The 13,250-nt window shown below is 69.9% G+C and carries 12 protein-coding genes; 6 read left to right on the top strand and 6 right to left on the bottom strand.

Going from position 1 to position 13,250, the window contains the following annotated elements:
* Window positions 1–13: 13 nt before the first annotated feature.
* Together ACIREO_RS24735 and ACIREO_RS24730 are read left to right on the top strand one after the other, a co-directional pair.
* Entirely contained in the window at window positions 14–514 is a 501-nt protein-coding gene (locus tag ACIREO_RS24735) for a hypothetical protein (protein ID WP_404113845.1), read from the top strand.
* A gap of 98 nt (window positions 515–612) precedes the next feature.
* The gene (locus ACIREO_RS24730) at window positions 613–840 is read left to right on the top strand and encodes a hypothetical protein (protein ID WP_404113844.1); all 228 of its coding nucleotides are present in this window, start codon (window positions 613–615) and stop codon (window positions 838–840) included.
* Between the two features lie 63 nt (window positions 841–903).
* Here ACIREO_RS24730 and ACIREO_RS24725 read toward each other — a convergent pair whose 3' ends face one another.
* Window positions 904–1,662: an ArsR/SmtB family transcription factor gene (locus ACIREO_RS24725; protein ID WP_404113842.1), complete on the bottom strand. Its 759-nt coding sequence runs from the start codon at window positions 1,660–1,662 to the stop codon at window positions 904–906.
* Between the two features lie 187 nt (window positions 1,663–1,849).
* Here ACIREO_RS24725 and rhaI point away from each other — a divergent pair, with 187 nt between their 5' ends.
* From rhaI to ACIREO_RS24710, 3 genes are all read left to right on the top strand, one after another.
* The gene (gene rhaI, locus ACIREO_RS24720) at window positions 1,850–3,016 is read left to right on the top strand and encodes an L-rhamnose isomerase (protein WP_404113840.1); all 1,167 of its coding nucleotides are present in this window, start codon (window positions 1,850–1,852) and stop codon (window positions 3,014–3,016) included.
* 62 nt (window positions 3,017–3,078) lie between these two features.
* Complete coding sequence (locus ACIREO_RS24715) at window positions 3,079–5,124, top strand: bifunctional aldolase/short-chain dehydrogenase (RefSeq protein WP_404113838.1); 2,046 nt, start codon at window positions 3,079–3,081, stop codon at window positions 5,122–5,124.
* A gap of 82 nt (window positions 5,125–5,206) precedes the next feature.
* Window positions 5,207–6,688: a rhamnulokinase family protein gene (locus tag ACIREO_RS24710; RefSeq protein WP_404113836.1), complete on the top strand. Its 1,482-nt coding sequence runs from the start codon at window positions 5,207–5,209 to the stop codon at window positions 6,686–6,688.
* A 105-nt stretch (window positions 6,689–6,793) separates the two neighbouring features.
* Here the strand turns inward: ACIREO_RS24710 and ACIREO_RS24705 are convergent, their stop codons facing one another.
* On the bottom strand, window positions 6,794–7,852 hold the full coding sequence (locus ACIREO_RS24705; protein WP_404113834.1) for an enoyl-CoA hydratase/isomerase family protein: 1,059 nt from the start codon (window positions 7,850–7,852) through the stop codon (window positions 6,794–6,796).
* 178 nt (window positions 7,853–8,030) lie between these two features.
* Between ACIREO_RS24705 and ACIREO_RS24700 the strand changes: the two genes are divergently transcribed.
* Window positions 8,031–10,130 (top strand): SpoIIE family protein phosphatase, encoded by a 2,100-nt coding sequence (locus tag ACIREO_RS24700; protein ID WP_404113832.1) that lies wholly within the window; start codon window positions 8,031–8,033, stop codon window positions 10,128–10,130.
* Between the two features lie 91 nt (window positions 10,131–10,221).
* Here ACIREO_RS24700 and ACIREO_RS24695 read toward each other — a convergent pair whose 3' ends face one another.
* The 4 genes from ACIREO_RS24695 to ACIREO_RS24680 all read right to left on the bottom strand — a co-directional run bounded on the left by ACIREO_RS24695 (window position 10,222) and on the right by ACIREO_RS24680 (window position 13,114).
* Complete coding sequence (locus tag ACIREO_RS24695) at window positions 10,222–10,866, bottom strand: LAETG motif-containing sortase-dependent surface protein (protein ID WP_404113830.1); 645 nt, start codon at window positions 10,864–10,866, stop codon at window positions 10,222–10,224.
* Window positions 10,867–11,069: 203 nt separating this feature from the next.
* Window positions 11,070–11,558, bottom strand: a complete 489-nt coding sequence (locus ACIREO_RS24690; RefSeq protein ID WP_404113828.1) for a GNAT family N-acetyltransferase — start codon at window positions 11,556–11,558, stop codon at window positions 11,070–11,072.
* A gap of 53 nt (window positions 11,559–11,611) precedes the next feature.
* The gene (locus ACIREO_RS24685; protein ID WP_404113826.1) at window positions 11,612–12,595 is read right to left on the bottom strand and encodes a DUF6397 family protein; all 984 of its coding nucleotides are present in this window, start codon (window positions 12,593–12,595) and stop codon (window positions 11,612–11,614) included.
* A 135-nt stretch (window positions 12,596–12,730) separates the two neighbouring features.
* A complete protein-coding gene (locus ACIREO_RS24680) occupies window positions 12,731–13,114 on the bottom strand; it encodes a roadblock/LC7 domain-containing protein (protein ID WP_404114072.1) in 384 nt (127 codons plus the stop codon).
* Window positions 13,115–13,250: the final 136 nt, after the last annotated feature.

Here is a 13,250-nt window from a genome sequence, read left to right as displayed (position 1 = left end):
GAGGGGACAGGACGTGAGCACGTCGCAGGAGCAGGAGAGAGGCTTCGAGCCCGCCACCGGCGACGGTCGCGAGATCCTCGGCCCCCCGGGCGGACGCGCCGGGGAGGTGCGGGCCGGGGAGGTGCGGGCCGCCTTCGAAGGCATGCTTCAGATCAGGCGGCTGACCGGTGAGGGGCGTTCGGATCCTGAGAGTGCGCCCGCCCCCTGGGAGCTGCACCGTCCGCTGCGGGCGGTGGCGTTGGCCCTGGAGGCCGCAGGGATACCCGCGTCGGCCGTCGGCCCGTCCGGGGAGCGGTCCGCCACGGGCTATCGCGTGTGCGAGGGCGAGATGACCGGCTCGGTGCGCGTCGAGTGGGCAGGCCCGCCGGGCAGTGGGGCGGCTCACGACGAGGAGGAGGCGCTGGCCCGGTGTGCCACGGTGCTGCGGCGCCTGGGGTGGACGGCCTTGCTGTACCGCGGGCCGCGCCGGCGGCGATTCCTCGAGGTCGAACCACCGCCTGCGGCCCGGCCCTGAAGCACCTTCAGCATGGGCGCGGGGGGCGTTGTCAGAGCCGTTGTCAGACCCATGAGGAATGCTTGACGGTCCGACACCTCTGACCGGGAGATGCTGAGATGCACGAAGCCGAAATCGCCGCGGCCCAGGCGTACGTCCGTCTACTGGCTGCCACGCGCGCCGCGCTCGCCGACCCGGCCGAAGCCCCGCTGTACATGCCGTTGCTCGCCGCCCCGATCGAGGAGGCGGACGAGGCCCTGCGGAGCGCGGGCCTCACGGGGAACGAGGACCGGCTCTTCGCTCTCGTACGGAAGCTCCAGCCGAGTCTGACCGGTTCCGGTCGCTGACCGTGCCCCGGCCGGCCACCCTCGTGTCCCGTCCCGAGAGGCGGGCGCTCGCGCGGTGGCCGGTTAGCGCTCGCCGTACAGGAGCGAGCCGGGGGTGGTGAGGAGCTTCCCCGTCTCCAGCCAGGTCTTCAGGCCGGAGAGGATCATCGGCCAACCGCCGTACAGCTCCTCGCTGGCGCCCTCGCGCAGCTCGTCGTGGGTTACGGTCAGCCGGCAGGAGTCGCCGACGGGCTCGATCTCCCAGGTGACGCGGGTCGGGCCCTCGCTCCGCGCCTCGTCGCTCCAGAGCGCCACCATGCTCTGGACGAGCTTGCGCGGCGGGTCGACCTCGAGGTTCCGCCCCTCTCCGAGCGAGCCCGGAGCGCCGGGGGCACCCATCTCGAGGCGTGAGCCCTCGGTCCAGTCCGAGGTGATCCGGGCGCCGAAGTTGTATCTGCTTCTGATCTCGGGAGCGGTGATCGCCTCCCAGAGGCGTTCAGGAGTGGTACGGATGTAGATCTCGAAGACCCTCTCCGTGGGACTCTCCAGTCGGCTCTTGAGAGCGCCGAGCCCGGCTGCCCAGGGCTCCGCGTACTTGCTCACCCACCGGTCGTGGACGAGCCGGATGGGCACCGGGTTCAGGAAGTGCAGTTTCTCCCGTCCGCGTCGTCGCGTGACGACCATGCCCGCCGCCTCCAGCAGCTTGAGGTGCTTCATCACCGCGAACCGCGTGATCTCGAAGCGGGCCTCCAGCGCACTCAGTGTCTGCCCGTCCTGACGGAACAGCTCGTCGAGCAGGCTGCGCCTCGTCGGGTCGGCCAGAGCTTTGAACACCGCGTCCATACGGCAAACATACGTGACCATTTGGTCACCTGCCACGCAAGCCGTCGATGAATTGATTCAAACCCCGAAGAAACTTGACTGGCCGCTTGACTAGTGACAGTGCCAAAACCTAGCGTACGTTCCGGATGAAACGATTCACATCCCCGATCCTGACAGGTCGCCGGATGACTCTGCTTACGAGGTGTTCATGTCTGATGTGTCGGCCGTCAAGGCAGCTCTGAAGTCTCAGGTCATCGAGACGCCCTCCTGGGGTTACGGCAACTCCGGGACCCGATTCAAGGTCTTCGCCCAGCCCGGCGTGCCGCGCGATCCTTTCGAGAAGCTGGCGGACGCGGCTCAGGTGCACGCCCATACCGGGGTAGCCCCGAAGGTGTCGCTGCACATTCCGTGGGACAGGGTCGACGATTACCCGGCGCTGACCCGCTACGCCGAGGGGCTCGGGCTGCGGATCGGTGCGATCAACTCCAATGTCTTCCAGGACGACGACTTCAAGCTCGGCTCGGTCACCCACCCGGACCCGAAGGTCCGCCGCAAGGCCACCGACCACCTGCTCGAATGCGTCGACATCATGGACGCCACCGGCTCCCCCGACCTCAAGCTGTGGTTCTCGGACGGCACCAACTACCCGGGCCAGGACGACATCACGGGCCGCCAGGACCGCCTGGCCGAGGCGCTTGCCGAGGTCTACGAGCGGCTCGGCGACGACCAGCGGATGCTGCTGGAGTACAAGCTCTTCGAGCCCGCCTTCTACACCACGGACGTCCCGGACTGGGGCACCTCCTACGCCCACTGCCTCAAGCTCGGGCCGAAGGCCCAGGTCGTCGTCGACACCGGCCATCACGCGCCGGGCACCAATATCGAGTTCATCGTGGCGTTCCTGCTGCGCGAGGGGAAGCTCGGCGCGTTCGACTTCAACTCCCGTTTCTACGCCGACGACGACCTGATGGCAGGTGCCGCCGACCCGTTCCAGCTGTTCAGGATCATGCACGAGGTGGTCAAGAACAGCGGCCTCGAAGCCGCGACCAACGTCAACTTCATGCTCGACCAGTGCCACAACATCGAGGCCAAGATCCCGGCCGTCATCCGCTCGGTGACCAATGTCCAGGAAGCGACCGCGAAGGCCCTGCTGATCGATGCCGAGGCGCTGGCCGACGCGCAGCGCTCCGGCGATGTCCTCGCCTCCAACGGGGTACTGATGGACGCGTTCAACACGGACGTACGGCCGCTTCTCGCCGAGGTACGGGAAGAGCTCGGTCTGGCTCGCGACCCGTTCGCGGCCTACCTCGCCTCCGGCAACCAGGAGCGCATCGCCGCCGACCGCGTCGGCGGCGAGCAGGCGGGCTGGGGCGCCTGAGCCCCGCTCCCCCGCCGCACGTCCAGCCGCACCCGCCAGACCCTCTTCCCGAAGGAACCCTCATGACGTCCGCGACGCACGCCGAAGTCGCCGCGCTCCTGGAGCGCGCCCACCGGATCGGATCCGATCCCCGTAACACCAACTACGCCGGTGGCAACGCCTCGGCCAAGGCGACGGAGACCGACCCGGTCACCGGCGGCGAGGCCGAACTCCTCTGGGTCAAGGGCTCGGGCGGTGACCTCGGCACGCTGACCGAGGCGGGTCTCGCCGTGCTCCGGCTGGACCGGGTGCGAGCGCTCAAGGACGTGTATCCGGGGGTGGAGCGCGAGGACGAGATGGTCCCGGCGTTCGACTACTGCCTGCACGGCAAGGGAGGCGCCGCCCCCTCGATCGACACCGCGATGCACGCACTGGTCGAGGCCGCACACGTGGATCATCTGCACCCGGACTCCGGGATCGCACTGGCCTGCGCGGCCGACGGCGAGAAGCTGACGGCCGAGTGCTTCGGTGACAAGGTCGCGTGGGTGGGCTGGCGCCGGCCCGGCTTCCAGCTGGGTCTGGACATCGCGGCGGTCAAGGAGGCCAATCCGCAGGCGGTCGGTGTCGTCCTCGGCGGTCACGGCATCACGGCGTGGGGCGACACCTCCGCGGAGTGTGAGCGCAACGCCCTCTGGATGATCCGGACCGCCGAGACCTTCCTCGAGGACAACGGCAGGGCCGAGCCGTTCGGTCCGGTGCTCCCCGGCCGGGAGGCACTGGACGAGGCAGCGCGCCGGGAACGCGCCGCGGCGCTGGCCCCGGTGATCCGCGGGCTCGCGTCCACCGACCGGCCCCAGGTGGGGCACTTCACCGACACGGCACCGGTGCTGGACTTCCTCTCGCGCGCCGAGCACCCCCGCCTCGCCTCTCTCGGCACGTCCTGCCCGGACCACTTCCTCCGTACGAAGGTCAGCCCGCTGGTCCTCGACCTGCCCGCCGACGCGCCGCTGGAGGAGGCTGTCGCCCGGCTCGAGGTGCTCCACGGGGAGTACCGGGAGGCGTACCGCGCGTACTACGAACGCCATGCCGCGTCCGACTCCCCCGCGATGCGTGGAGCCGACCCGGCGATCGTGCTGGTGCCCGGCGTCGGCATGTTCTCGTTCGGCAAGGACAAGCAGACCGCCCGGGTCGCCGGGGAGTTCTACCTCAACGCCATCAATGTGATGCGGGGTGCCGAGGCCGTCTCCACGTACGCGCCGATCGAGGAGTCCGAGAAGTTCCGGATCGAGTACTGGGAGCTGGAGGAGGCCAAGCTCCGCCGGATGCCGAAGCCGAAGGCGCTCGCCACCCGGGTCGCGGTCGTCACCGGGGCGGGATCGGGCATCGGCAAGGCCATCGCGCACCGGCTCGTCGCGGAGGGGGCCTGTGTCGTCGTCGCGGACCTGAACGCCGTGAACGCGGCGGCTGTCGCCGAGGAGCTGGGCGGTCCGGACAAGGCCGTCGCGGTGACCGTGGACGTCACGTCCGAGGAGCAGATCACCGATGCGTTCAAGGCCGCCGCACTCGCCTTCGGCGGTGTGGACCTGGTCGTGAACAACGCGGGGATCTCCATCTCCAAGCCGCTGCTGGAGACCACGGCCCGGGACTGGGACCTGCAGCACGACATCATGGCGCGCGGTTCGTTCCTGGTGTCCCGCGAGGCTGCGCGGGTGATGCGGGCCCAGAATCTCGGTGGCGACATCATCTACATCGCGTCCAAGAACGCCGTGTTCGCGGGCCCGAACAACATCGCGTACTCGGCCACCAAGGCCGACCAGGCGCACCAGGTGCGCCTGTTGGCGGCCGAGCTGGGTGAGCACGGCATCCGCGTCAACGGGGTCAACCCGGACGGGGTGGTACGTGGCTCCGGAATCTTCGCGGCGGGCTGGGGCGCCCAGCGTGCGGCGACCTACGGCATCGAGGAGGAGAAGCTCGGCGAGTTCTACGCCCAGCGCACGATCCTCAAGCGCGAGGTTCTCCCCGAGCATGTCGCCAACGCCGTCTTCGCGCTGACGGGCGGCGACCTCACCCACACCACCGGCCTCCACATTCCCGTCGACGCCGGTGTGGCGGCGGCGTTCCTGCGCTGACCATGTGCAACCCTGCCGTTCCCCGGGTGCTGTTCGTGCGCGACCCGGGGCGCGGCTCCGCCCTGATCGGATGAGATGTTCCATGTCTGCGACTTCACGGCACGACCCGGTGTTCGCCGCGGTGGACCTGGGTGCCACCAGCGGCCGGGTCATCACCGGCCGGGTCGGCCCCGACGAGCTGGAGCTCACCGAGGCTCACCGCTTCGCCAATACGCCGGTCCAGCTCCCCGACGGGCTCCACTGGGACGTGCTCGCCCTGTACCAGGGAGTGCTGGACGGACTGCGCGCGGCGGCGCGCGGGGGTCCCGTGGCCTCGGTGGGCATCGACACCTGGGCCGTGGACTACGGGCTCCTGGACTCCGACGGATCGCTCCTCGGCCTCCCTTTCCACTACCGCGACGGGCGTAACACCGCAGCCGCCGAGGAGGTCCTGGCCCGTTTCGGCGCGCAGGAGCTGTACGGCGTCGGCGGACTGCAGCACCTGCCGTTCAACACGGTCTTCCAGCTGGCCGCCCACCGTGCGACGGCTCAGTGGCCGGCGGCCCGGACGATGCTGCTGATGCCCGACCTCCTGGTGTACTGGCTGACGGGGTCGGTGGGTGCGGAAGTGACCAACGCGTCGACGACGGCTCTGTTCGACGCGCGGACCGGCGACTGGTCCGATGCGCTGATCGGGCAGCTGGGGCTGGAACGTTCGCTGTTCCCCGCCCTGCGGCAGCCGGGCGAGCGTGCGGGCACGCTGTTGCCGCATGTGGCCGGGTACACCGGTCTGTCCACGGACACACCGGTGACGACCGTCGCCTCGCACGACACGGCGTCAGCTGTGGCCGCTGTTCCCGCCACGGAACCGGGATTCGCCTATGTGTCGTGCGGCACCTGGTCGTTGGCGGGGCTCGAGCTGGACGCTCCGGTGCTGACCGAGGAGTCGAGGGCGGCGAATTTCACCAACGAACGCGGTGTGGACGGCACGGTGCGCTATCTCCGCAACATCATGGGGATGTGGCTGCTGGAGGAATGCCGTCGTACGTGGGAGCGCGACGGCACACCGACGGACCTCACTGCCCTTCTCGCGGACGCGGCGCGTGCCCGGCCGTTCGCCTCTGTGATCGACCCGGATGATCCGGTCTTCCTGACGCCCGGTGACATGCCGTCGCGGATCGACGCCGCTCTCGCCCGGACCGGACAGCCCACGCCGGACGGCCCGGGCGGCTATGTGCGGTGCGTGCTGGAGAGCCTGGCACTGGCCCACCGCAGGACTCTGCGCGAGGCCGCCCGACTCGCCGGCCGCGAGCTGACACGGATCCATCTGGTGGGCGGCGGTTCGCGCAACGAGCTGCTGTGCCAGTGGACCGCCGACGCGACGGGGCTGCCGGTCACCGCGGGGCCCGCCGAGGCCACCGCGCTCGGCAACGTGCTGCTCCAGGCAAGGGCGTACGGGCTGGTGGGCGGGCTTGCGGACATGCGGAGGCTGGTCGCGCGCACGCAGGAACTGCGCCACTACACCCCGCGGGGTGACCCGGGGGCCTGGGACCCGGCAGCCGACCGGCTGACGGCACGCGTGTGAGCGGTCCCCTGCCCTCTCCTGCCCCTCTGCCTGCTCGGGAGGCGGGCGGATCGGCCATGCACGGACGGTGGGCGGGGCATCCATGCACGGGCGGCGGGCGGCGCGTCAGACCGAGGACAGGCCCAGTTCCTGGTCCCCGAGCGGCTCGAAGTGGCGGGCGACCTCGGCGGAGGTGACATCGCGGGCCTCGGCGGGGCTCCATCGCGGGGCGCGGTCCTTGTCGATGATCCGGGCGCGTACGCCCTCCACCAGGTCATGTCCGGTGAAGGCCCGGCAGGAGACCCGGAACTCCTGGTCGAGAGCGGCTTCGAGACTGCCGAGCCGTCCGGTCCTGCGTACGGCGGCAAGAGTGACCTTGAGCGAGGTCGGTGATGCGGCGAGAAGCGCGTCAGCGGTCTCCTTGGCGTCGGGCAGTCCGCTGTCGACCAGCCGGTCGATGATCTCCTCGACGGTGTCCGCGGCGTAGCAGTCGTCGATCCACTCCCGGTGAGCGGCCAGTTCCCCTTCCGGCGCCTCGGCCGCGTACCGCCGCACGGTTTCCGTCACCTCGGCGGGTGTCGCGCTCCGGGCGAGCGCCGTGGTGAGGTCGTCGAGATGATGCGACGGGACGAAGTGATCCGCCAGACCGCACAGGATGGCGTCGGCCGCGCCGACGGCGCGGCCGGTGAGCGCGAGGTGGGTACCGAGCTCGCCCGGCGCGGCGGCCAGCAGATAGGTGCCCCCGACGTCGGGAACGAAGCCGATCCCGGTCTCGGGCATCGCGACGCGTGAACGCTCGGTGACGACGCGCACGTCCCCGTGTGCCGATACGCCCACCCCTCCGCCCATGACGATGCCGTCCATGAGCGCCACGTACGGTTTGGGGAACCTGGCGATCCGGGCGTTCAGGCGGTACTCGTCACGCCAGAAGTCCACGGACGCGCGTCGGCCCGCACGGGCGTCCTCGTAGATCGACCGGATGTCGCCGCCGGCGCAGAGGCCCCGCCCGCCGGCCCCACGGATCACGACGCCGGTCACCGCGTCGTCCTGCGCGGCCAGAGTGAGCGCTTCGCTGATTCCACGCACCATGGTGTGGGTGAGCGCGTTCAGGGCCCGGGGCCGGTTGAGGGTGATGTGCAGGATGTGACCCTCGGTGTGCAGCAGGACGGGCTCGTCGTCGTTCATGTGTGCGCTCCGGTCAGCCGTGGACGATCTCCGGGTGCCATTCTGCGACGGCCGTCGCAGCGGTCCGTCGCCGGGTCTCCCACGATGGCGCTGTGGCACTCCCGCATCGCGGGCTCGACAATTGAGACCGACGGGCCGCGACGTCCAGCAGCCCCGCCGGACGATCTCCGGAGCAGGCATGACCGACTCTTCACGGCGAGCAGATGACGAAGCAGCTTCACGGTTCCGGCTCGAACGGCGCCACGCCGGTGAGACAGGGATCGCGGAGCGGCTCGCCCTGAACCGGACCGGCAGCTTCGAATGGGATCTGGACGCCCGTACCGTGGACGTGGACGAAGCCGGACTGATGGTCTTCGGCCTCGATTCCGCGACGTTCGAGGCGTCGCCGGCGGCCGTGATCGACCGCCTTGACGCAGCGGACCGCGCCCGCCTGGAAGCCACCGTCGACGAGGCGATATCCGGCGGGAGCAGTTCCTACAGCGTCCACTTCCAGGTGCCCCTGGAGGACGGGACCCGGCAGTGGACGCACGTCCAGGCGCGGATCCTGCGGTCCGAGGACGGCCGGGCACACCGTGTCATCGGTGTGGTGCGGGACGCGACGGCCGAGGTCACCCATTCGGCCTTCGTACTGGATCTGGAAAAGCGCCGCCGCCGCCAGACGGCCATCGTCGAACGCACCACCACCGCGATGTCACGTGCGGTGACCGTGGACGACGTCACCGCCGCGCTCACCGGCCCGGGTGGCCTGGTCGGGATCGGTACGGACGGGCTGGCGCTCGGGCTCGTGGAGAACACCGCACTCAAGATCATCGCGCTGAGCGGTGACTCGGTGGAGGTCCTCGAAGGCCTGGGTTCCGGGCAGCTCGACGCGACGCTTCCCCTCGGAGACACCGTCCTCAGTGGGCGGCCCCGGTTCATCACCTCACTCGGTTCGCTGATCCGGCGCTATCCGGCGCTCGAACCGCACATGGGCGAGCTCAACTTCCAGGCCGTCGCCTACCTGCCGCTGGTAGCCCAGGCCCGCTCGCTGGGCGGACTGGCTCTCTTCTACCGTGAACGCACGGCCTTCAGCGCCGACGAGAGGATCCTGTGTCTGGGGCTGGCCGCCATCGTGGCCCAGTCGCTGCAGCGCGCGATCCTCTTCGACGAGGAGCGCGAATTCGCCACCGGGCTCCAGTCGGCCATGCTTCCGCGCCGGATCCAGGAGATCGCGGGCGGCGAGATCGCGGTGCGCTACCACGCGGCGTGGAGCGGGCGCGAGGTCGGCGGCGACTGGTACGACGTGATCACCCTCCCGAGAGGCCGTATCGGTGTCGTGGTGGGCGATGTCCAGGGACACGACACACACGCCGCAGCGATCATGGGCCAGCTGCGTATCGCCCTGCGCGCGTACGCCGCCGAGGGCCACCCCCCGGCGACCGTACTGGCGCGGGCCTCCCGCTTCCTCGCCGAGCTGGACACCGACCGGTTCGCCACATCGACGTACGCCCAGGTGGACCTCGCCACGGGAGCGGTACGTGTGGCGCGCGCCGGACACTTCGGGCCGCTGATCAGGCATACCGACGGGCGGGTCGGCGTCCCTCAGGTACGCGGGGGGCTGCCGCTCGGAATCTCCACGGATTTCCGGGACGAGGAGTATCCGGAGACCCGCCTGGACCTGGTGCCGGGCGAGACGTTCGTCCTGTACACCGATGGGCTGGTCGAGGAACCGGGTGCCGATGTCGACACCGGAGTCGCGGCACTGATCCACGAGGTGAGCGGCGGGCCCGACGGTGCCGAGGCCCTGGCCGACCATCTGTCGGACCGGCTGTGGGAGCGGTGGGGTTCGGGCGACGACGTGGCGCTCCTCGTCCTGCGGCGCAGTCCGGATCTCGGGTCTCCGCGTGCTCCTCGGCTGCACCAGTACATCCATCAGGCGGACCCCCAGGGGCTGTCGGAGGCCCGGTCCATCGTCCGCCAGGCGCTGACGGACTGGGAACTCGCCGGCCTGGCGGACGACGCGGAGCTGGTCACCGGGGAGTTGCTGGTCAATGTGCTGCTGCATACGGAGGGCGGGGCGGTACTGACGCTGGAGGTACTGCCGGAGCCCGTACGGCGCATCAGGCTGTCGGTCCAGGACCGCTCCAGTGTCTGGCCGCGACGCCGCACACCGGGCGAGACGTCGACCTCGGGGCGTGGTCTGCTGCTTCTCGACGCGGTCGCCGAACGCTGGGGTATCGAGCCCCGAGGGGAGGGCAAGGCCGTCTGGTGCGAGATCGGTCCCACTGACCGATCCTGACGCCGAGGGGCGCACCGCAACGGAGTTGCGGTGCGCCCCCACCCGGTCCGCCGGTGATCTGCCACCGCCGCGCCGGGAAGCCTCGAGTACGTCAGTGCTGTGCGCTGCGACGCTTACGGACGGACCAGAGGATGCCGCCGCCGGCGAGCAGAACCGCGAGAGCGGCTCCGCCGATGACGGGCGTGGCGGACGACGAACCGGTCTCGGCCAGGTCCGGCGCGCTGTTGCTCGGCTCCACGGGGGCAGGCGCGGCCTCCGAGGCGGTCTCGCTCGGCGTCGCACTCGGCTCGGGGGTCTCCGAGGCCGGCGGCTTCGTGCTCGGGGCCTCCGAAGGCGTCGCCTCGGTCGGGGTGGGCGACGGGGTGTCGTCCTCACACACCGGAGCGGTCTTCGTGTCTTCGACGGAGTACTTGTCGCTGTCCCCCGCCTTGACGACCAGGCGGACGGTCAGCTCCTTGTCGTGATCCGGGAGCTGGAGCGGCGTCTTCGTGCTGAAGTCCCGGCCGAACTTGGTCGTGGCAAGCAGATCGTCCCCACCCACGACGGAGACGGTCACCTCGTTGGTGGCGTCACCCGAGTAGGCCGTGAGGTTGAGCGTCACTTCGGAGCAGGTCACGGCCCAGGTGGGAGTGTGAGCTGCGGCCGGACCTGCGGAGAGAACTCCGCCGGCCAGGCCGACTACCGCGGCGGCCGCGAATGCTCCTGCGCCGCGCCACGATCTCCTGGGTATGGTCATGGATTCTTCCTCCATATGAGTTCACCGCTGGGATGGCGGTGGGGCGCACAGTACTGCTCCCCGTCCCGGAGGGCGCACCCGCCCCATGCCTCAGCGAGGCATCAACCACGCCCGAATCACCGCTACTTGTGACATGCCGGACACATCAGTATGGCCGGAAGCCACTGTCCTCACAGACGTTCCCGCGTCCTGTGAGGGTGATTTCAGAGAGGCTTGTACATGATGTGCAGGCCCACATAGCCCTGCGCGGGGTGGTTGAACCCTTCGGGCAGGGTCCCGATGACCTCGAAACCGAGCGAGCGGTACAGCCGGACGGCGTGGATGTTCGTCTCCACCACGGCGTTGAACTGCATGGCCCGATACCCCGCCGTTCGCGCCCAGTCCACGGTGTACGCACACAGAGCCCTGCCCACGCCGCGTCCGGAGTGCTCGGGGGCGACCATGTAGCTGGCGCCGGCGATGTGCGAGCCGTTGCCCATGTGGTTCGCGTTCATCTTGGCCGTGCCGAGGACGGCCCCGGCATCGTCCACCGCGACGACGGTGCGGCCCGGCTCCGGAAGGAGCCACCAGCGCAGCGCCGCGTCCTCGCCGAGCTCCACGGGGTAGGTGAACGTCTCGCCCGCGGCGACGATGGCGTGGAAGAACGGCCAGATTCCGGGCCAGTCCTTCTCGGTGGCTTCTCTGATCAGCATGGGAGTCAAGATGCCCGGGACGAGCGGCCCCACGCAATCGATTTGGCGACCTTTCAGCGCCCTGGCCTGCGCAGGCCGATCCGCACGAGCAGCCCTCGCCCGGCGCCGGGCCTTCGACCGGGGCCGCGGGAGGCTCTCCCTGTCCGCCCGAATGCCGATCCCGCGCCGTCCGGCAAGGGTCGAACGCTCGCCGGCCGGTCCGGAACCGGGCGGCTCGGAACCAGGCAGGACAGGGGATCGTATCCGGGTCGCGGAGCGGGGCGGAGTTCACGCGCCTGTTCCAGTTCCAGCGTCAGATTCACCCGGCGCCAGAGAATCTCGTCCGGATCATCCGCCAGCATCAGCCGCGTCATGGCCTCCCTCCCGGATACGGACCCCGGGCGCCCGAAGACGGAGTCCGGCTGCATGCGGGCCAGGTAGGCCCGCTCGTAGGGGTCCTCCACCACCTCCGCGAGCTGGACGGGATCCAGAGAGGATGCGTGCAGAGCCGCGCGCCTCCACGGGTCCTCCGTGCGGCTCAGCAGGCGGTCGATCCTGCGTGAACGCCAGTTACGCGCACGCCAGTCGGTGCCGCCCTCCAGCATCGTCCGCATCCCTGCCGGGCTCTTCCCCTCGATCAGATCGGGCTCCCTCACGGCGAAGGCGAGGAGGTCGTCCACCAGATAGAGCCAGACCACCGCGCGATAACGGTTCAGGCAGAACGCCACCGGGGAGACGCAGCCGATCCGAGCCAGCCCCGTGAAGCGCTCGGGCCTGACTCCGAGGAGCGTGGCGCCCTCCGCCGTGCCTGCTGTACGCACCTGGTCCCGCAGCGATCCGGGAAACCCCGGCAGTCGGCGCAGCCTGTCGATCTCCTGCTGCCGGATCCGCGGCCGCGCCCCGCCCGCAGCGGGCTCCGCACCGATCAGTCCAAGATGAACGGCGAGATCGAATTCACCGCGCTTCAACGCCAGTTCCTGAGCAGCTCGTCCCGCGGACACGCACATGGCTGCTCGCGCGCCCGCCGTGTGCGTGCCGACGGCTTCCGTAACGGTCATGACCGTCCTCCCCCGTGAGGTCAAATACTCTGTGTGACCACGGTAGCCCGGGGGGAAGCCGCCCGCAGAGCCTGTGGACAACTCCTGGATCTCCACAGAAAGTGCAGTTCAGAGGGGGTCGATACGTTCGTCTCCCTATCGCGCGGTCACGCCGAGGTGTTCGCCCACCCGATTGACCATCAAGGTCATCTCGTACGCGACCTGGCCGACATCGGCTTCAGCGGCGGTCAGTACGCACAAGCAGCTGCCGTCCCCGGCCGCCGTCACGAAGAGCAACGCCTCGTCGAACTCCACCATGGTCTGGCGTGCTCTTCCCGCACCGAAGTGACGCCCCGATCCGCGGGCCAGGCTCTGCAGCCCGGACGAGACCGCCGCCAGGTGCTCCGCGTCCTCCCGGGCCAGGCTGGTGCTGGCACCGGTCACCAGTCCGTCGTTCGAGAGCACCAGCGCGTGCTGGATGTGTTCCACCCGGCTGGTGAGATCGTCAAGTAGCCAATCGAGTCCCCGGTCCAGCGCCATGTGCTCGTCCTCCCCGTTCATCCGTTCCCCGCGTTTCGCGCAAGCCTTGCGTACGGCTTCCCTGCGGGCAAGCGCCTCCCCACTCCGGGGGCGTTGCTTCGCGCCACCGGCCGCCCGCTGTCGAAGGCGGGTCTCC

The sequence above is a fragment of the Streptomyces sp. NPDC102441 genome, from assembly GCF_044765585.1.
Lineage (GTDB): Bacteria > Actinomycetota > Actinomycetes > Streptomycetales > Streptomycetaceae > Streptomyces.
The sequence above is the reverse complement of the archived record's forward strand: the minus strand, read 5'-3'. Positions and strand labels throughout refer to the sequence as shown.